The 18,219-nt window shown below is 62.7% G+C and carries 17 protein-coding genes; 12 read left to right on the top strand and 5 right to left on the bottom strand.

Annotated features, from left to right (window positions below; all coding sequences use genetic code 11):
- Positions 1–173 precede the first annotated feature (173 nt).
- Positions 174–1,190 (top strand): ABC transporter ATP-binding protein, encoded by a 1,017-nt coding sequence (locus tag E1956_RS38325; protein ID WP_134758548.1) that lies wholly within the window; start codon positions 174–176, stop codon positions 1,188–1,190.
- Positions 1,187–1,948: an ABC transporter permease gene (locus E1956_RS38320; RefSeq protein ID WP_134758547.1), complete on the top strand. Its 762-nt coding sequence runs from the start codon at positions 1,187–1,189 to the stop codon at positions 1,946–1,948. Before E1956_RS38325 ends, E1956_RS38320 begins: the two co-directional genes overlap by 4 nt.
- A gap of 6 nt (positions 1,949–1,954) precedes the next feature.
- Here E1956_RS38320 and E1956_RS38315 read toward each other — a convergent pair whose 3' ends face one another.
- Together E1956_RS38315 and E1956_RS38310 are read right to left on the bottom strand one after the other, a co-directional pair.
- Complete coding sequence (locus tag E1956_RS38315) at positions 1,955–2,692, bottom strand: BON domain-containing protein (RefSeq protein WP_134758546.1); 738 nt, start codon at positions 2,690–2,692, stop codon at positions 1,955–1,957.
- Between the two features lie 138 nt (positions 2,693–2,830).
- Entirely contained in the window at positions 2,831–3,049 is a 219-nt protein-coding gene (locus E1956_RS38310) for a hypothetical protein (RefSeq protein ID WP_134758545.1), read from the bottom strand.
- Positions 3,050–3,343: 294 nt separating this feature from the next.
- Here E1956_RS38310 and yfiR point away from each other — a divergent pair, with 294 nt between their 5' ends.
- The 7 genes from yfiR to E1956_RS38275 all read left to right on the top strand — a co-directional run bounded on the left by yfiR (position 3,344) and on the right by E1956_RS38275 (position 12,209).
- Complete coding sequence (gene yfiR, locus E1956_RS38305; RefSeq protein WP_134758544.1) at positions 3,344–4,057, top strand: regulatory sequestration protein YfiR; 714 nt, start codon at positions 3,344–3,346, stop codon at positions 4,055–4,057.
- Positions 4,054–5,322: a diguanylate cyclase DgcN/YfiN gene (gene dgcN, locus E1956_RS38300; protein WP_134758543.1), complete on the top strand. Its 1,269-nt coding sequence runs from the start codon at positions 4,054–4,056 to the stop codon at positions 5,320–5,322. The genes yfiR and dgcN overlap by 4 nt, the downstream gene beginning before the upstream one ends.
- Positions 5,323–5,415: 93 nt before the next feature.
- The gene (gene yfiB, locus E1956_RS38295; RefSeq protein WP_232072400.1) at positions 5,416–5,928 is read left to right on the top strand and encodes an outer membrane lipoprotein YfiB; all 513 of its coding nucleotides are present in this window, start codon (positions 5,416–5,418) and stop codon (positions 5,926–5,928) included.
- 273 nt (positions 5,929–6,201) lie between these two features.
- Positions 6,202–7,683 (top strand): glucose-6-phosphate dehydrogenase, encoded by a 1,482-nt coding sequence (gene zwf, locus E1956_RS38290; RefSeq protein WP_134758542.1) that lies wholly within the window; start codon positions 6,202–6,204, stop codon positions 7,681–7,683.
- Positions 7,684–7,742: 59 nt separating this feature from the next.
- Complete coding sequence (locus E1956_RS38285; protein ID WP_418789362.1) at positions 7,743–9,380, top strand: NADP-dependent glyceraldehyde-3-phosphate dehydrogenase; 1,638 nt, start codon at positions 7,743–7,745, stop codon at positions 9,378–9,380.
- A 143-nt stretch (positions 9,381–9,523) separates the two neighbouring features.
- Complete coding sequence (locus tag E1956_RS38280) at positions 9,524–10,453, top strand: LysR substrate-binding domain-containing protein (protein WP_134758541.1); 930 nt, start codon at positions 9,524–9,526, stop codon at positions 10,451–10,453.
- A 187-nt stretch (positions 10,454–10,640) separates the two neighbouring features.
- Positions 10,641–12,209, top strand: a complete 1,569-nt coding sequence (locus E1956_RS38275) for an HAL/PAL/TAL family ammonia-lyase (protein ID WP_134758540.1) — start codon at positions 10,641–10,643, stop codon at positions 12,207–12,209.
- A 206-nt stretch (positions 12,210–12,415) separates the two neighbouring features.
- Here E1956_RS38275 and E1956_RS38270 read toward each other — a convergent pair whose 3' ends face one another.
- From E1956_RS38270 to E1956_RS38260, 3 genes are read right to left on the bottom strand one after another with little or no spacing between them, the layout of a single operon-like run.
- Positions 12,416–13,270, bottom strand: a complete 855-nt coding sequence (locus E1956_RS38270) for a transporter substrate-binding domain-containing protein (RefSeq protein WP_197733022.1) — start codon at positions 13,268–13,270, stop codon at positions 12,416–12,418.
- Positions 13,271–13,326: 56 nt separating this feature from the next.
- Positions 13,327–14,301 carry a PDR/VanB family oxidoreductase gene (locus E1956_RS38265; RefSeq protein WP_134758539.1) on the bottom strand — a complete coding sequence of 325 codons (975 nt, stop codon included), beginning with the start codon at positions 14,299–14,301 and terminating at the stop codon, positions 13,327–13,329.
- Positions 14,302–14,320: 19 nt separating this feature from the next.
- Positions 14,321–15,373, bottom strand: coding sequence for an aromatic ring-hydroxylating dioxygenase subunit alpha (locus E1956_RS38260; RefSeq protein WP_232072398.1), 1,053 nt, complete (start codon positions 15,371–15,373; stop codon positions 14,321–14,323).
- Between the two features lie 232 nt (positions 15,374–15,605).
- On the opposite strand from E1956_RS38260, the gene E1956_RS38255 reads away from it, so the two are divergent.
- Genes E1956_RS38255 through E1956_RS38245 form a run of 3 tightly spaced genes read left to right on the top strand, consistent with a single transcriptional unit; the run spans position 15,606 to position 17,928 of the window.
- Positions 15,606–16,328, top strand: coding sequence for an ABC transporter permease (locus tag E1956_RS38255; protein ID WP_134758538.1), 723 nt, complete (start codon positions 15,606–15,608; stop codon positions 16,326–16,328).
- Between the two features lie 14 nt (positions 16,329–16,342).
- Positions 16,343–17,110, top strand: coding sequence for an ABC transporter permease (locus E1956_RS38250; protein WP_134758537.1), 768 nt, complete (start codon positions 16,343–16,345; stop codon positions 17,108–17,110).
- 26 nt (positions 17,111–17,136) lie between these two features.
- Complete coding sequence (locus E1956_RS38245) at positions 17,137–17,928, top strand: ABC transporter ATP-binding protein (RefSeq protein WP_134758536.1); 792 nt, start codon at positions 17,137–17,139, stop codon at positions 17,926–17,928.
- Positions 17,929–18,219 lie beyond the last annotated feature (291 nt).

The raw sequence follows: 18,219 nt of genomic DNA, 5'->3' as shown, positions 1-18,219 counted from the left end.
CGCGCAAGGCAAGCCCGCGTTTGTCGATCAGACCGAGGTGACCGCCGAGGCACGCGCACGCTGCCAGCCACTCGTGAACGGGCTGGCCCCCCTGCGCTCGGCGCTGTCGCAGATCATGCGCCAAAGAGAACCTGCCCCGACACCTTACCCGCGCTTCTGGTAATGTCACGCACATGCAAACGATCCTCTCCGTTGAGAATCTCTCGAAGGTCTATGCCTCGGGATTCCGCGCACTCACTGACATCAACCTGAACATCCACCGCGGCGAGATTTTCGCGCTGCTGGGGCCGAATGGCGCGGGCAAGACGACGCTGATCAGCATCATCTGCGGCATCGTCAACGCGAGCGAAGGCGCCGTGCGAGTCGCCGGCCACGATATCGTCGCCGACTTCCGCAAAGCGCGTTCGCTGATCGGCCTCGTACCTCAGGAACTCACCACGGACGCGTTCGAAACCGTCTGGGGCACCGTTTCGTTCAGCCGCGGCCTGTTCGGCAAGCCGGCCAACCCGGCGTACGTCGAGCGCGTGCTGCGCGACCTGTCGCTGTGGGAGAAGCGCAATAGCAAGATCCTGACGCTCTCGGGCGGCATGAAGCGCCGCGTGCTGATCGCGAAGGCCCTCGCGCACGAGCCGCAGGTGCTGTTTCTGGACGAGCCCACCGCAGGCGTGGACGTCGAGCTGCGCCGCGACATGTGGAACCTCGTGCGCGGGCTCAAGGCCAACGGCGTGACGATTATCCTCACGACCCATTACATCGACGAGGCGGAAGAGATGGCCGACCGGATCGGCGTGATCAATGCCGGCCGCATCATGCTCGTCGAGCACAAGGACGCGCTGATGCGCAAGCTCGGCCGCAAACAGCTGACCCTGCAGCTGGACGCCCCCTTGACCGCCATTCCGGCCGCGCTGGCCGGCTGGCGGCTCGAGCTGTCCAACGGCGGCGCCGAGCTCACCTATACCTACGACGCCGAAAACGAGCGCAACGACATTATTGCCTTGCTCAAGAGCCTGAGCGAAGCCGGCATCGGCTTCACGGACCTGAAAACGAGCCAGAGTTCGCTCGAGGACATCTTCGTGAGTCTCGTCAGCAAGGACCCGACGGCCGCTTTGCAGCCCGCTTCAAAGCCCGCTCCACAGCCCACCGCGCCGTCGGTCGAAGAAAATGGCAATAAACAGGTGACCTCCCGATGAACGTCTACGCAATTCGCGCCATCTACCGGTTCGAAATGGCGCGCACGAGGCGCACGCTGATGCAGAGCATCGTCGCGCCGGTGATCTCGACCTCGCTCTACTTCATCGTCTTCGGCTCCGCGATCGGCTCGCGCATCAAGGAAGTGAACGGTGTCAGCTACGGAGCGTTCATCGTGCCGGGACTGATCATGCTCTCGCTGCTTTCGCAAAGCATCTCGAACGCGTCCTTCGGCATCTACTTCCCCCGCTTCACGGGCACGATCTACGAATTGCTCTCAGCGCCGGTGTCCTATGTCGAAATCGTGATCAGCTATGTCGGTGCGGCGGCGACCAAGTCGGTGCTGCTAGGCCTCATCATCCTCGCCACCGCCGCGCTGTTCGTGCCGATCCAGATCCAGCATCCGCTGTGGATGGTGCTGTTCCTGCTGCTGACTGCGGTGACGTTCAGCTTGCTCGGCTTCATCATCGGCATCTGGGCGGACAACTTCGAGAAGCTGCAAATCGTGCCGCTCCTGATCATCACGCCGCTCACCTTCCTCGGCGGCAGCTTCTACTCGGTCGACATGCTGCCGCCGGCGTGGAGGGTGATTACGCTGTTCAATCCGATCGTCTATCTCATCAGCGGTTTTCGCTGGAGCTTCTATGGGCTCGCAGATGTCGACGTCGGCGTGAGTCTTGGCATGACGGCAGCCTTTCTCGCGGTGTTCCTCGCGATCACAGGCTGGATCTTCAAGACGGGCTACCGCCTGAAAACCTGAATACGGTCAGGCTCGCACCTCGATCCGGTTGACCACGCCGCCAATGGCGTCCAGGCACCACGCATCCATCTCCGCCTGGCGCCGCTCGGCTTCGGTTGCCACGCACCCCGCGAGCGTAATGCGCTTGTCCTCCACATTGATGGTGATCTGGCCGGCGTGCACGCGCGGATCGGTTTCGAGCACGAGCGCGAGGGCCTCGCAGATCTCTTCGTCGCCATCCGCTTCCGCGGGCACCAGCTCGAGCAGATTCACGACGTCACGGCACCCGCCGGCCCACCAGGCAATCGCGCTCGCCAGTCGACGGTGCGACAGGCTGATCACCTGCCCCGTCAACGTCACCACGCCACCGTCAACCGTCACTTCCACGACGCCGCTGCCCTCCTCGCCGGCCTGATCCATGGTGCCGCGCAGCATTTCGAGCTGACCTTTCACACGCGCACAAATCACGCAGTCACGAAATTCCGTGGTCTGCAACAAGCGTTCGCAAATCCGCGTGCGCAACTCGCCGTCACCGATCGGCGGCCCGGCGCTCACGCGCAACTGGTCCACGAGCGGTTCGCCGTTGCTGTGCGCCCGGGTCAACTGAATCAACCGTTTCTTCGAGGCAACGTCCGGCACCTCGCCTGCAACGGTCAGGGCACCGCCATCGAGGCTGATATGAATAGGGGAATGGTGAAGCTTCAGGTGCGATTCGCGTTCGAATGCCGCCATCACCTGCTTGAGGATCGCATCGGTGCGTTGCATGATTGGCCTCGCGCAAAGGGGGACGAAGCAGCGCCCGCCCTGCCGCGCGGCTCGAGATTTTCCGCGTGACGCAGGCGCCGCCCAGTTCATTATAGGTTTTGCGCCCGTCCTTCCCGCATGCGGATTGCCCCCTGTTCCTCACTCTTCCGATGGTGCGGAGGTCGCGCCGAAGCGTTTCACTTCAGGCTCCGGTCGTTGAGCAACGCCCCATCCTTTAGTACTACAAATATCCATTTCCCAATGTGTGAACTCGCAGGCTCGTTCAATCTCGCCTGCATTTTGGGGAGCGGTCAGTTCGGCAGCCATCAGGTGGGCACATATCATCGGGTGGCCGATATAAACGTGACGTAACGGCATTCTTGGTTCGATCAACCACAGTTGTACCCAGTGATCGGTTCATAATCTGCTTCACGCAACGCGCGACGGACAAGCATAACGAGCCGCTCATAGCGTTGCGACCGGCCAATGTGCAGATCAATTCGCCGCAAGGTGGCTATCCTGGATGGCCACAACGAAAGCAGTTGTTGCCGACTGGTTGATCGTGCGACTTTGTGCATAAGATGAATTTCAGGGTGCATCACGTGGTGCCGCTTCGCGACTGGCGGGAGTCAACAGGCAGCGCGCGGGTGGACGCCAGCGAGTGTTTTCATCATGCATGCGAGAGTGCGCGCATCGATTGCTTGTCGTGCAGTCGCCATGACGCCAGGGGGCGCGGCGGCGATCGCCGCGCAGGCTATGTCCGCCCGGCCTGGCTGGGCGGCCTTGCTTCGCCATGCCTTGCTCAGTCATGTTCTGCTCGCTCTGACTTGCGCGCTGTGCGGGGCGTCGGCCGTGCTCGCCGACACATCGGACACGACGGTCGATCCAGCCAACCCTGCGCGCACCGTCACCGCCGCGAGCCACACCGATCCCGCCATTTCGCCACGCGACGCCGCGGTGCGCCAGGTCGTGCTCGGCATCATCAGCTTCACACACTGGCCGACGCCGCCCACACGCCTGCATCTGTGCGTGACGGGCCAGCCCGACTACGCGCACGCGCTCGTCGACACGCTGCAGGCCGGCTCCACGCCGCTCGACGTGCAGCGCGTGCCCTTCGATGACTCCGCCCTCGGCAAAGCCTGCGAAATTGTCTACCTCGGCAACCTGACCGACGCCGAGCGGCAGCAAGTGAGCGCCACCGTGGCCGGCCATCCGGTGCTGACGATCGCGGAACACGACGAGTCCTGCACGGCCGGCACCATGTTCTGCCTCAATGTCGATGGCAATCGCGTCACCTTCGACATCAATCTCGACGCCGTGGCGCGCAGCGGCGTGCGGGTTCATCCGAATGTGCTCAACCTCGCCCGGCGACCGGTGACGCCATGATGCATCCCGCGCCGCCCGCATCCCCTCCTCGCACGCCGCGCCCGACGCTGCAGAACGTGTTGCGCCGCGCGCATCTGCGCCTGGCGTTCGTCGCGGTCGCCATGGCCGCGGTGTCGTTGATCGTGGTCGCCGTGATCGCCTTGCGTGCCTATGCGGGCAACAATCTGCACCTGCTGGCCCGCTCGCTCGGCTACACGGTCGAAGCGGCGCTCGTGTTCGGCGACCGCATCGCGGCGACCGAGGAGATTGGCCTGATCGCGAAAGACGAGGACGTGGCCGAGATCGTCGTCACGGATAGCAAGAGCCGCCCCTTTGCGGCATGGAAGCTGCCCGCGGCCAGCACGATCGCGAGACTCGAGCGGGAAGTCGCCGACGTTGCGCTGCCGGGGCCCGTGACCGTGCAGGTGGTGCACGACGGCAACGTCGTCGGCTACGTTACCGTGCGTGGCCAGGGGCACCAGTTCTTCGGCTTCCTGCTCGGCGGCGTCGGCGGCATCCTCGCGTGCCTCTCGGTCAGCGTGCTGGGCGCCTATGTCAGCTCGAAGCGCGTGCTGCGCAACATCGTCGCGCCGCTGCGCGCGCTGGCCGGCGTCGCGCACGCGGTGCGGCGCGAGCGCGCGTTCGAGCGGCGCGTCGAACCAGCGGCGATCGCGGAGCTCAACGAGCTCAACGACGACTTCAACGCCTTGCTCGACGAATTCGAAAACTGGCAAAACACCCTGCGCCACGAAAACGCATCGCTCGAGCACAAGGCCACCCACGATGCTCTCACCGGCCTGCCCAACCGCGGACAGTTCGAGGCCCGCCTCATGCGCGCCCTCGGCGAAGCAGCGGTGCCGGAGCAGCAAGTCGCCGTGCTCTATCTCGACTGCGACCGTTTCAAGGAGATCAACGACTGTCTCGGCCACGAAGCGGGCGACGCGGTGCTGATCGGGATCGCGGCACGGCTGCGCATGCAGTTGCGCGAGGCCGATCTGGTGGCGCGCCTCGGCGGCGACGAATTCGCCGTGATGCTGGCGCCGGTGCGCGAAACGGCTAGCGCCACCCGTATCGCTGAGGACATACTGTGCGCGATGGTGCCGTCGATCGCCTTGTCCGATGGCCGCACGGTGAGCGCGATGGTCAGCATCGGGATTGCGCTGTACCCCGATCACGCGATCGACGCGATCGGCCTGTTGCGCGCTGCGGATGCGGCGATGTACCGGGCCAAGCGTGCGCGGCCGGGATCGTGGCAGTTTGCGGAAGGCGTCGCCGGACCGGCATGACGCGCATCGCCTGGCTGCCCCGGTGCCGTGGCCGGGGCCATCATAAGGATTCGAAATAGCGCGCGCGAGGCGAGCGCGCTCGAGGGGAATGCGATGAAGAATCACTCGTTTCCTGCAAGTATCTGGCGCATGGGCATGGGGAACGCGCTGCTCCTGTGCCTGCTGCTCGGGGCCTGCAAGGCGCCGCCGCTCTACCGCGGCTTGACGCAGACGCAGGTCACGGCACTCAAGACGGCGGGATTCCAGGAGACCGAGCAAGGTTTCGAGTTCGGCTCGACGGGACCGATCCTGTTCGACTTCGACCGTTACAACCTCAGGCCCGACGCCCGCCGGATTGTCGAGCGTATTGGCCACACACTGCTGTCGGTCGGTCTCAACAGCGTGCGCGTGTATGGCTACGCCGACTCCGAGGGCTCCAACGACTACGACTATGAATTGTCCAAGCGCCGTGCCGAGGTCGTAGCGATCGAACTCGTTGACGTCGGCATTCCTGCCAAGGACATCGAGACCATCGGCAAAGGCAAGCGCGACCCGGTGGGCGACAACCACACCGAAGCCGGCCGGGCACAGAACCGCCGGGCTGCGATCGTCATCTCCCCGCGCTAGGCCGCCTGGCCTTCCCCCTCTCTGGCCTCCCGGCGATGCGCGGGATTTCCCTGGGCTGACACACGCGCTCGCCCAGGTTTAAATAAATCAACGTGATTTATTTAATAGCGGTCTAGACGGCCCGCACACCTGGCCGGCACTGCCGTCGGCGTCATCGTGGCGTCGCGCGTGGAAGTATTTCAAGGCGCCGGCATCGAATCGCACGGAGCGAGCCCTGTTGCGGCCTGCGCCGCTGACTTGCTTTTGACACAATATTCAGGATCACTGAATGCCATGACGAAATCCTCCACGCGCCAGTCGGATCACCCTCCCTTCGCGTTCGTCCTGTTCGGCGGCACCGGCGATCTGGCGATGCGCAAGATCCTGCCCGCGCTCTATGCCGCGCACCGCGACGGCCTGCTCGCGCCCGAGGGCCGTATCGTCGCCGTAGCGAATACCGCGCTGGATACCAGTGGCTATCTGCGATGGGTCGGCGAACACGTGAAGCCGCACATTTCAGGCGCCGCGTTCGACGATTCCGTGTGGCGCAGCTTTCTCGAGCGCATGGCCTACGTCGTGCTCGACGCCAGTCAGCCCGAAGCGTTCTCCGTGCTGCGCGACGCGCTCGACACGGGACGCGGCAGGCGCATTTACTATCTGGCCACCGGGCCCGCGCTGTTCGTGCCGATCTGCCGCGCGCTCGCGTCAGCCGGGCTCACGGAAGGCTCGCGCATCGTGCTGGAAAAGCCGCTCGGCTACGATCTGGAATCGTCCAATGCGATCAACGATGCAGTTGGCCAGATCTTCAACGAAGACCAGATCTACCGGATCGACCACTACCTCGGCAAGGAAGCGGTGCAAAACCTGCTCGCGCTGCGTTTCGGTAATTCGTTGTTCGAACCATTGTGGCGCCGAGAATGGGTCGAGAGCATCCAGATCACGGTGGCCGAGGAACTGGGTGTCGAAGGCCGCGGCAATTTCTACGACCAGACCGGCGCATTGCGCGACATGGTGCAGAACCACCTGCTGCAACTGCTTTCGATCATCGCGATGGAGCCGCCACGATCCATGGACGCCGATGCGGTCCGCGACGAGAAGCTGCGCGTGCTGCGCGCGCTCAAACCGCTGCTCGGCGACGAGATCCGGCATAACGTGGTGCGTGGACAGTATCATGTGGGTGCCATCAAGGGCGCGTCCGTCTGTGCCTATCACGCGGAGCAAGGTGTCGGGCAAGGCAGCACGACCGAGACGTTCGTTGCATTGAAAGCCGAGGTGGAAAGCTGGCGCTGGGCCGGGGTGCCGTTTTTTCTGCGCACCGGCAAACGCCTCGCGGGCCGGCTGGCTGAGATCGTCGTCAACTTCCGGCCGGTGCCGCACTCGGCGCTGGGACCGACAGCGTTGCGCCCAGGCTCGAACCGGCTGACGATTCGCCTGCAGCCGAACGAGTCGATTCGCCTGAGCGCCCTCGCCAAGCAGCCGGGCATGGGCATGACACTGCAAGGCGTCCACCTGGACCTGGCCTTCGATCAGTTCTTCCAGCAGGACCGGATGGAGGCTTATCAGCGCTTGTTGCTCGACGTGATCGGCGGCCGGCTTGCCCTGTTCGTGCGGCGCGACGAACAGGAGGCGGCATGGCGCTGGGTCGCGCCGATCATCGAAGACTGGGACGGCCACGCTAGCCCGCCCAAGCCTTACGCATCCGGTACGTGGGGCCCCGCGGCAGCCAGCGCGCTGCTCGCGCGCCACAGCACCTGCTGGCCGGAGGAGGAAAACTGATCACGCAATATGGTGCGATTGCCTTTCCTGTTTGAATGCCCCCCGCCTTCGGAGTCCTCATGATGACCGGCCAGAATTCCCAACTCGCCCAGTACTTCCCCACACCCGACGAGATTCCGGCGCAACAGCGCCTCGCCGCCCCCGTTAACCAGCGCGGCTACCTGATCGGCGGCCAGATGCACGTATGGGACGGCCCCTGTAAAACCGTGCTGTCACCGGTCTGCACGCGCGACCCGGTGACTGGCGCAGTGAGCCAGGTCGAGATTGGCAGCTACCCGTTGATGGGCGAGGTGCAGAGCGATGCCGCGCTCGATGCCGCGGTTGCCGCGTACGACAATGGCCGGGGCCCCTGGCCGACGATGATGGCCGCCGGCCGCATCGCCTGCATGCAAGCGTTCGTGAAAGGCATGGTCGAGCGCCGCGAGTCGATCGTCAACCTGCTCATGTGGGAAATCGGCAAGAGCCTCGCCGACTCGCGCAAGGAGTTCGATCGCACCATCGAGTACATTCGCGCCACTATCGAGTCCCTGAAGGACATGGACAACGGCCATTCGCGCTTCATGGTGGTCGAAGGCACCATTGGCCAGGTCCGCCGCACGCCGCTGGGCGTCGTGCTGTGCATGGGGCCTTATAACTATCCGCTCAACGAAACGTTCTGCACGCTGATCCCAGCTTTGCTCATGGGCAATACCGTGGTCCTGAAGCCGCCTCAATATGGCACCCTGCTGTTCGAGCCGCTGCTCGAAGTGTTTCGGGATGCGTTTCCGCCCGGCGTGGTCAACACCATTTACGCACCGGGCCAACTGGTGGTGCCACGCATGCTCGCCACGGGCAAGGTGAACGTGCTGGCCCTGATCGGATCGAGCCGCGTGGCAGACCACCTGAAAAAGCAGCATCCCAAATCGCACCGCCTGCGCGCGGTGCTGGGTCTGGACGCCAAGAACGCGGCCATCGTGCTGCCGGACGCGGACCTGGACCTTGCCGTCAAGGAATGCCTGCTCGGCGCGCTCTCGTTCAACGGGCAACGCTGCACCGCGCTCAAGATGCTGATCGTGCACAGCAGTATCGTCGATGCGTTTCTCGAGCGCTTCACGGCTGAACTTTCGCGGCTCAAGATCGGCATGCCCTGGGAGGCCGGTGTGCAGATCACACCGCTGCCCGGCCCGCATCGCAGCGCCTATATGACCGAAGCGATCGAAGATGCCGTGGCAAAAGGTGCGCGCGTCGTCAATGAGGGCGGCGGCGCCTTCTGCAGCACGCTGTTCAACCCGGCCGTGGTCTACCCCGTGCGCGAAGGGATGAAGCTGTACCGCGAGGAGCAGTTCGGCCCGGTCGTTCCGGTGATGAGCTTCGACTCGCCGCAAGAGGCGCTCGACTATGTAATCACTTCGGATCATGGGCAACAGGTGAGCATCTTCGGCAACGACGCCGCGCAGATCGGTGCGCTGGTGGACCCGCTCGTGAACCAGGTCTGCCGCGTGAACCTCAACTGCCAGTGTCAGCGCGGGCCGGACGTGTTCCCGTTCGCGGGGCGCAAGGACTCGGCCGAAGGCACGCTGTCGGTCAGCGACGCGTTGCGCGCGTTCTCGATCCGCTCGATGGTGGCCGCGAAACAGACCGAGTCGAACATGGCCTTGCTCAATGCCATCGTGCGCGAGCATCAATCGAAGTTCATCAACACGGACTTCATTTTTTGAGCGAAGCCGTGCCGTGCGCCGATGCGCACGGCCAGCACGAGCCTGTTACTAGCGTGAACAGGCCCTAGACAACCCGCACGAAAACCACGGAGAATCGCAGTCTTCACACCGGTCCGACGATCCCTACCTTTACGGAAATCGAAATGAGCCGTCTGCCCCCGTTACGCGCGTTGCAAGCATTCGACGCCGTCGTTCGCAACGGCAATGTGGTCGCCGCCGCCGAAGCACTGCACGTGACGCCAGGCGCGGTGAGCCAGCAGATCCGGCTGCTGGAAGAGACGCTGGGGGTGGCGCTCTTCGTTCGGGAAAGCACGGGCTTGCGTCCCACTGAGCTTGGCCAGATCTACCATCAGCATATCGCGCAAGGCTTCGAGTGCTTCCATAACGCGCATGCCGCGTTGAACGCCGCGCGCCACGGCCCGCATTTGACCCTCAGCACCTATCCCTCGGTGGCGACGCACTGGCTCGCCGCACGGCTGGACCAATGGCACGCGCTGTCGCCCGATGTGCGCATCCATGTCGAGGCCATTGACCGCGAGCCCAAACGCGGTGAAAACCGCGCGGATATTCGCCTGACGTATGGCGTGCCGCCCACCGACGGCACACCGCATCGGGTGCTGTTTACCGATCGCGTCGCGCCCGTCTGCGCCCCGTCGCTGCCCACGCCGGATCTGCCGCTCAGGCAGCCCGCCGATCTGCTGCACTATCCGCTCGTTCACGTCGAATGGGGCTGGGCCGAGCTCTCGCCGCCAACCTGGGCCGACTGGCTCAATGCCGCCGGTGTTCCGGTTCCCGATACGCTCGCGCCGCTCACCTACTCGCTTTCGTCGATGGCGATTGACGCGGCAACACGCGGCAGAGGGATCTCGCTCGGCCAGGGGATGTTTGCCATCGACGAACTCAATAGCGGCCGCCTGATTGCGCCATTCAAAATCTCACTGCCGATGCCGCGCCCGTACTATCTGACATGGCAACCGGGCTCGCTCGATACACCGGGCGCGCGGCCATTCATCGACTGGCTCATTGCTGAGGGCGAGCAAACGAATCGCGCAATCGATTCGATGTTCGGCTGATTACGCCATCGGCGTCTTTCATCTGCGTTTTAGATAATCTATAAACGGTCGACAAATTAAATGGTTTGTCGGCCTCGTTGCGTCCTCCTATTCTCGAACGTGGCTCAAGTGCGCCTGCAATGCACGTGGTTGCAGGCATTGACGCTTGGCGCTCACCTCCACTTCCCTACAGGATCGACGCAACGACATGAACACACCTCGCACCGAATTTCGCGTTCGCGCGCAGCAAATCACGGAAGTGCTGCTCGGCGACGACGATATTTCGATTGAACAATTCATCGCTGTCGCAAAGTACGGCGCGCGCGTCCATTTTTCGCCCGCGTATTGCGAACGCGTGCGCCGCTCGCGCGCACTGGTCGAGCGCTTTCTTGAAGAGAATCGCCTCGTCTATGGCGTGACAACCGGATTCGGCGACAACTCGACCCGCCTCGTGCGTCCCGAAGAAGCGGAGCAACTCCAGTGCAACATCGTCCGCTCGCACGCGGTTTCGGTGGGCGAGCCGCTGCCGCGCGAAGTGGTTCGCGCGAACCAGTTGATGATCCTGATTAGCCTGGGCAAAGGCTATTCCGGCGTCACCCTCGAGTTGCTCCAGACCATTGCCGATCTGTTGAACAACGACGTCACGCCGGTTGCGCCGGGCGACGGCTCGGTGGGCTATCTCGGTCCGGAAGCGCACATGGCGCTCGTGCTGATCGGCGAAGGCGAGGCCACCTGGCGCGGCGAGCGCATGAGCGGATTGCAGGCGCTGCAGGGCGCGGGCCTCAAGCCTCACACGCTGCGCTGCAAGGAGGGACTCGCGCTGGTCAACGGGACCACCTCGGTCACGGCAATCGCGATGCTCGCGCTCTACAATGCGCTCGACGCCTCCAGGGTTGCGGACATTGCGGCTGCGATGTCCCTGCAGCCGCTCAAAGGCACTACGCGCTCGCTGGATGAGCGCTACCACGCGAACAAGAAGCACCCGGACCAAATCCACGCGGCGGACAACTTGCGGCGCCTGCTTGCCGGCAGCGCGCTGGCCGAACGCTTCGTCGATTACCGGCTGCAGGACACGTACAGCCTGAGAGCGATGGCGCAGGTGCACGGCGCATCGAAACGCGCGATCGACGATGCACGCGCGTCGATTCTCAACGAGGTGCGCTCATCGGGCGATAACCCCATGATCCATCCGGGCGACGGCGACGGGATCGCGATATCGGGCGCAAACTTCGACGGCACCTTCGTGGGCATCGCGAGCGACCTGCTGTGCATTGCGATGACCAATCTCGCGAAGATATCCGAACGCCGCACCGATCGCATGGTCAACCCGCACTTCAGCGAGTTGCCGGCCTTCCTTGTCGCGCGGCCCGGCCTGAATAGCGGCTACATGATCACGCAATACACGGCAGCCGGACTGCTCGGAGAAATGCGCTCCCTCTCCCATCCGGCGACGGTCGACAGCGTCTCCACGAGCGGCAACCAGGAAGACCCCGTGAGCTTCGCGTACCTCGCCGCGCGCAAGGCCTACACGGTCTCGCAGAAGCTGCAGCACGTGCTCGCCATCGAATTGATGACCGCGGCTCAGGCGCTGGAGTTCTTCGATCCCGCCGACGCCTCGCCCGCCACCGCGGCCGTCTACGCCCGCATCAGGCAAGTCGCCGCGAAGGTCGACGACGATCGCTACTTCTATACCGACATGGTCGCCATTCATCGGCTCGTGGCCGAAGGCGATCTCACCATTGTTGCGGAGAGCATTGCGGGCACGCTCCACGCGTAAGCCGCGTGCAATGACCGCCGCACGGCGGTAACGTAACCCCGACGGTGCGGGAATAGCGTCTGTAGCGCAGTTCAGGACGCCATTTCCCGCACCGTTTGCTTTGAGTTCACGCGCTTCAGACGCAAAAAAGCCGTCGTCCAGGTGGAACGACGGCAATCCGGAGACTACTCAAACTTATTGATGCGGCAATGTCGCGATCCGCAGGCTCAAGGCGCAACGTCCGTCTTGAACCATTTTTCGCTCAAGCGCTTGACCGTTCCATCCGCGAGCGCGCCAGCGATGGCTTTGTCGAACATCGTTTTCAGATCGGTGTCGCTCTTGCGCAAGCCAAGCGCTTCGCCATCGCCCCAGATCGCTCCGCCGATCTTGGGACCGGTCAGGCATAGCGACGAATTACCGGGTTTCGACAGCGCGGATGCATAGTAGGCCGCATCGTCGAACGCGACGTCGATGCGCCCGGAGGTCAAATCGATATCATGGTCAGGCGCGTTCTTGTATTCACGAATCGTCGCAATATCCTTGAAATTCTGATTGATGAAGTTGCTGTAGACGGATCCCGTGACAATCCCGATCGTTTTGCCTTTGAGACTCTTTCTCAGCAGATCGACCGTCGGCTTATCCTGCGCCGGATTGCCCGACAATTTCAGCAAGGCCCCATTGGAGGGAGCCTTCGAAAGCAATCCAGGGCATGACGAGACGAAAACCGCGGGCGTGTTCGCGTAAGGCTGCGAGAACGCAATGGCCTTCTTGCGTTCGTCGCTGATGGACAGCGCGTCCATGATCACGTCGAACTTGCCTGCGTTGAGGCCCGGAATCAGTCCGTCCCAATCCTGGGCCACGAGTTTGCATTGCACGTGCATGCGCTGACAAAGATTCTGGGCCAATTCCGGCTCGAAACCGTCGAGCGTGCCATCGGGCCGCGTCAGGTTCCAGGGCTCGTAACTGCCTTCGAGGGCGATACTCACTGTCTTCTCCTGCGCGGCCTGCGCCGGCGCGATTGCCACGATGGCAGCGAAAGCCATCGCGCCTGTTATCGCCTTCACGAGGCTCCGTTTATTCATCATCCTATCCATATCTCCTCCGTCGCTGTTGAAATTGAATTTCGGCAGATCCGTCATCACGTGTCGCGCGCAAGCACGAGCACGGGCGACTTCGAGCGCGAGACGCACGGCAGAAAGTGCGTTCCCGCCATGCGCTCATCGTCCGTCAAATAGCTGTCCCGATGATCCGGCTCCCCTTCGATCACGCGCATCATGCACGACCCGCACACACCGACCTCGCACGAAGACGCGATCTCATGCCCGGCGTCGCGAAGGCACGCGAGCACGGACCTGGCCGGCGACACTGCGACTGCCGCACCGCCCGAGTCGAGCTTGACTACAAACTCGCGCTCACCGGTTTCTGCTGGCGCCATCGGCCCGAACGCCTCCATGTGAACGTTGCTTTCGCCGATTGCGGCGCGAGCCAGTTCGGCGGTCATCTGCATCAGCGCAGCGGGACCGCACACGTACAGGTGCGACTGCGCTTTCGCTTCGGCCAGCAGCGCCGCCACGCGCTCGCGCACCGCATCCGGGGCAAGCGCAGGATGGATTCGCGTATGCGCGGCCAGAGGCGAGTCCATGATCTCGTCCCGAAAGACCGTATCGGCTTCGCTGCGGACGAAATACTCGAACTGGAAAGACTTTCCCTCGGCCTGAAGCGCATAGGCCATTGATAGAATCGGCGTCACGCCAATGCCGCCTGCCACCAGGATGTGATGCGCCGCCGTCTCGTCCACACCGAAAGCGTGCCTCGGCAAACCAATCCGCAATTGCGTGCCGTTGCCCGCGTGACTGCAAAGCCATGCGGAGCCACCTCGCGATTCGCTCGACCGCTTGACGGCAATCCGGTAATCGGACGCCTGGGGGTTCGGCCCGCAAAGCGAATATTGGCGCACCAGCTCATTCGGAAGATAGACGTCGACATGCGCGCCTGACCGATAAGCCGGCAACGGTACGCCGTCCTGGCGCGCCAGCCGCAACACGCGCGTGTCATCGGTTCCGCCGGCGGCTTCATGGACAACGACCTCGATCGTTTCGACCCGAGCATTCATGCCTTCACACTCCCCGATGTCATGACAGGACCGGTTGCAATGCCTGCTCCGCGTCGATCATTTTTTTCAGCACTCTGCGAAAGCGCAGCGGCGCGGCGTCGGTTTCGATATCCGTGTTCGGCGTGCGCTTGTTTGCCATGCCGCGATCGACTGCGGCCAATACCACGAGATCTTCCTCGAATGCGGCGATGAAATCGCTGGTCAATGCGAGACTGGTCGCCGTGCAATCGGGACGGAAGTTGCGCACCTGGAACCAGAAATATCGACAGCTATTTTCGGTAACTGGCGTCACGAAGTTGTAAGAGTCCATCAGGAACACGCTGGGATGGAGCGTGCCTTGCGGTGCGCCCGAATTCGCCGGTGCAATGATGTCGCGAATGATCGCGTGCGACGGATATTGCACTTCGTAATGCTGGAGACGGTCGGCGCGCCCCGTGAAATTCACGTACGGCAAAAAGAACGGCGCGAGCTCGCAATCGAGCATCCAGCGCGCCGCGAGCACCCCGTTTTCCAGCACCGACATTTTGACCGGCACATCGGCCGTCGCCACGTTGCCAAGCGACGTCTTGTGCACGTAGGTGACATGTGAGGGATCGAGCAGATTGTCCGTCATGTACAGATAGCTGCAGTCGACATCCATGGCCGGGCCGCGATTGATGCCCCATGCGGGGTCGTCGTAATGCGCAACCGCAATGATCGTGTCCGGATCGGCCAGCTCGGCGGGGCCCATCCAGATCCAGATCAGACCATAGCGCTCCTCAACCGGATAAGCCTTCACGCAGGCATTCGGCGGCGTGCGCGAGAGGCCCGGCGCGCGGGTACACGCGCCATTCGCTCCGAATTCGAGCCCGTGATAGCCGCAGCGCAGATGGTTGCCCACCACCTCGCCCATCGAAAGCGGCAGCTTTCGATGGGGACACGCGTCCTCAAGCGCCACCACGACTCGATCCGCGTTGCGATAGAACACGACAGGCTCGCCGAGGATGACACGACCCACCGGCCGCTCGCCGATTTCATCGCTCCAGGCTGCCACATACCACGCGTTGCGCAAATACATTGCCACCTCTTCCATGTGTAGTTCGTTGTCGGATGGTGGACAGAATAGGAACGCAGACGAGCATCGATCAAGCGATTAAATCTAACGCAACGGCTCAATTTTTCTAAACGCGGAGCCTGGTTTTTCGTGCCACGATTATCAGCGAATAGGGATTTCCCGACGACTACGCACATTCGCGCTGAAATGGCTTGCGCAGCGATTCTGAAATGTGCAGTCTTGTATAGACAAATCCACAGGAGCACGATGCATGTCCATACTTGAATTACTCGGTTTCGGCGCCGATGGCTGGGGCGGCGTACTGTTGCTGGCCGCCGCGATGACGGTTGCGGTGACGTTGACAGCGCTGCTCATAGGCGCATTGCTGGGTGCGCTCATCGCATCGGCAAAACTCTCTGGACTCCGTATCTTGCGAGTTGCTGGCGACTGCTATACGACCGTGTTTCGTGGCGTTCCCGAACTTCTCGTCATCTATCTGTTTTACTTCGGCGGGTCGACATTCGTCACCACCGTGGGCCGATGGTTCGGTGCCCAGGGCTTTATCGGGGTTCCGCCTTTCCTGATTGGCGCACTGGCTGTCGGCCTGATTTCCGGCGCCTATCAGGCCGAGGTCTATCGCGCGGCGGTGCTTGCCGTCTCGCGGGGAGAGCTCGAAGCGGCGCGCGCGGTCGGCATGCCCACGTTGCTGATGATGCGACGCATCCTGATACCGCAGGTCCTTCGCTTCGCGCTCCCGGGCATTGGCAATGTCTGGCAATTGAGCCTGAAAGATTCCGCGCTCATTTCCGTGACGGGCCTGGCGGAGCTGCTGCGTACGAGTCAGGTAGCCGCGGGCTCGACGCATCAGTATTTCGTGTTCTTCATCGTGGGCGGCACACTCTATTTGCTGATGACGATGATCTCGAACCGGGTCTTCAATCATGCGGAGGCGCGCGTCGGGCGGACCTTTCGCACCAATTTCGCTCGCCATTGACGGAGACACCCCCCATGCATTCCGAATTCGATTTTCTGTTCGACACCTTGACTCGCCTGCTCGCCGCCGTTCCTGCGACGCTCGGTCTGTTCTTTTGCTCGATTGCACTCGGCGGCACGCTATCGCTCGTGATCGTGGCGATGCGCGTCTCGCGGCACTGGCTGCCGAATCGGCTGGCGCGCGCGTATATCCTCGTGTTTCGCGGCTCCCCGATTCTGATCCAGTTGTTTCTCGTCTACTACGGACTCGCGCAGTTCGGCGTCATCCGGCAGAGCTTTCTTTGGCCGCTGCTGCGTGAACCGTATACGTGCGCGGTGTTGTCTCTCGCACTGTGCACGGCCGGCTACACGGCCGAGATCGTGAGAGGCGGCCTGCTGGCCGTCCCGGTCGGCCAGATCGAAGCTGGCTATTCCATCGGCATGTCGGGCTTCACGCTGCTGCGCCGGATCATCGGTCCCATTGCGCTACGCCAGTGCCTGCCCGCCTATACGACCGAAGCGGTCCTGCAGGTGAAATCGACCGCGCTCGCCAGTCTCGTCACGGTATGGGAAGTCACGGGCGTCGCGCAGCAAATCATCCAGCAGACCTATCGCACCAGCGAAGTCTTTCTGTGCGCCGCGCTCATTTACCTGCTCCTGAATTTCATCATCGTGCGGTGTTTTGGCTTGCTTGAATCGCGTCTGTCGCGCCATCTTCGGCCCGTGCCAAATCGTTCGTCATCCCAGGCGATCGGCTCGAGTTCTGGACCGGCTGTGACTGACCCGCAACGCATCGCATCCTGACCCACGATTTATCATCGGAGATATCCATGAGCAAGCTGCTCCCCATTGCATTGTCGGTCAACAACATTCATAAATCGTTCGGCAAACATAGCGTCCTGAATGGCATTTCGCTCGATGCGCACGAAGGCGATGTGATCTCCATCCTGGGCGCGAGCGGGTCGGGCAAAAGCACGCTGCTGCGCTGCATGAACCTGCTCGAGACGCCTGACGACGGCTCGATTGCGCTCGCCGGCGAGCCACTGGCGCTGGTACGCCGGCGCGACGGCAAGCTGCATGCTGGCAATCGTCAGCAGGTTGACCGGATTCGCTCTCAGATCGGTATGGTGTTTCAGAACTTCAATTTGTGGTCCCATATGACCGTGCTTGAGAACCTGATTGAAGGGCCGGTGCGTGTACTGAAACGCGGCCGCGCGGAGGCTATCGAGGAAGCCGAGGCGTTGCTTGCGAAAGTTGGCCTCGCGGAAAAACGGGCGCACTACCCTGCGCATTTGTCGGGCGGGCAGCAACAGCGAGTGGCCATTGCGCGTGCGCTTGCCATGCATCCCAAAGTCATGCTGTTCGATGAGCCGACATCGGCGCTCGATCCCGAACTCGTGGGCGAGGTTTTGCGCGTGATGAGAACGCTAGCGGAGGAAGGCCGGACCATGCTGGTGGTGACGCATGAGATGGGGTTCGCGCGGCATGTGTCGAATCGTGTGATGTTTTTGCATCAGGGGCAAGTTGATGTCGATGGGGCGCCTGGCGAAGTGTTTGATGAGCTTCGCTCGGCGCGATTCAGTCAGTTCGTTTCGAGTCATAAGGAGCGGGCCGCTCATTGATGGGGCGGTGGCTGGCTTTGCGGCCGCAAGTGAACGGCTGTCGCGACAATGCCGCTGTCGCGGGCGACGGTTTATGTTGGCCTTAACTTGTATTCGCGGCGGGCCGCAGGCGTTGCCCCTGTGCGGGGCGGCACCTACTTTTCTTTGCAGCCGCAAAGAAAAGTAGGCAAAAGAAAGCGGCTCACACCGCTAGTGTGACGCCGTCCCCCACTGCCCTGTCCATCGGAGTGGCTCAGGGGCATCCGTCATCTCGCACATTCCGCCTCAGTGACAAGGGGCTCATCCTTCCCG

It is taken from the genome of Paraburkholderia pallida (assembly GCF_004524855.1).
Lineage (GTDB): Bacteria > Pseudomonadota > Gammaproteobacteria > Burkholderiales > Burkholderiaceae > Paraburkholderia > Paraburkholderia oxyphila.
This window is presented reverse-complemented; position numbering and strand designations above follow the sequence as displayed.

What these genes read in the sequence shown, in the direction of transcription:
- E1956_RS38325 (WP_134758548.1), top strand. Translation starts at nt 174, where the DNA reads ATGCAAACGATCCTCTCCGTTGAGAATCTCTCGAAGGTCTATGCCTCG.
- E1956_RS38320 (WP_134758547.1), top strand. Translation starts at nt 1,187, where the DNA reads ATGAACGTCTACGCAATTCGCGCCATCTACCGGTTCGAAATGGCGCGC.
- E1956_RS38315 (WP_134758546.1), bottom strand. Translation starts at nt 2,692, where the DNA reads ATGCAACGCACCGATGCGATCCTCAAGCAGGTGATGGCGGCATTCGAA.
- E1956_RS38310 (WP_134758545.1), bottom strand. Translation starts at nt 3,049, where the DNA reads ATGCCGTTACGTCACGTTTATATCGGCCACCCGATGATATGTGCCCAC.
- yfiR (WP_134758544.1), top strand. Translation starts at nt 3,344, where the DNA reads ATGCATGCGAGAGTGCGCGCATCGATTGCTTGTCGTGCAGTCGCCATG.
- dgcN (WP_134758543.1), top strand. Translation starts at nt 4,054, where the DNA reads ATGATGCATCCCGCGCCGCCCGCATCCCCTCCTCGCACGCCGCGCCCG.
- yfiB (WP_232072400.1), top strand. Translation starts at nt 5,416, where the DNA reads ATGAAGAATCACTCGTTTCCTGCAAGTATCTGGCGCATGGGCATGGGG.
- zwf (WP_134758542.1), top strand. Translation starts at nt 6,202, where the DNA reads ATGACGAAATCCTCCACGCGCCAGTCGGATCACCCTCCCTTCGCGTTC.
- E1956_RS38285 (WP_418789362.1), top strand. Translation starts at nt 7,743, where the DNA reads ATGATGACCGGCCAGAATTCCCAACTCGCCCAGTACTTCCCCACACCC.
- E1956_RS38280 (WP_134758541.1), top strand. Translation starts at nt 9,524, where the DNA reads ATGAGCCGTCTGCCCCCGTTACGCGCGTTGCAAGCATTCGACGCCGTC.
- E1956_RS38275 (WP_134758540.1), top strand. Translation starts at nt 10,641, where the DNA reads ATGAACACACCTCGCACCGAATTTCGCGTTCGCGCGCAGCAAATCACG.
- E1956_RS38270 (WP_197733022.1), bottom strand. Translation starts at nt 13,270, where the DNA reads ATGAATAAACGGAGCCTCGTGAAGGCGATAACAGGCGCGATGGCTTTC.
- E1956_RS38265 (WP_134758539.1), bottom strand. Translation starts at nt 14,301, where the DNA reads ATGAATGCTCGGGTCGAAACGATCGAGGTCGTTGTCCATGAAGCCGCC.
- E1956_RS38260 (WP_232072398.1), bottom strand. Translation starts at nt 15,373, where the DNA reads ATGGAAGAGGTGGCAATGTATTTGCGCAACGCGTGGTATGTGGCAGCC.
- E1956_RS38255 (WP_134758538.1), top strand. Translation starts at nt 15,606, where the DNA reads ATGTCCATACTTGAATTACTCGGTTTCGGCGCCGATGGCTGGGGCGGC.
- E1956_RS38250 (WP_134758537.1), top strand. Translation starts at nt 16,343, where the DNA reads ATGCATTCCGAATTCGATTTTCTGTTCGACACCTTGACTCGCCTGCTC.
- E1956_RS38245 (WP_134758536.1), top strand. Translation starts at nt 17,137, where the DNA reads ATGAGCAAGCTGCTCCCCATTGCATTGTCGGTCAACAACATTCATAAA.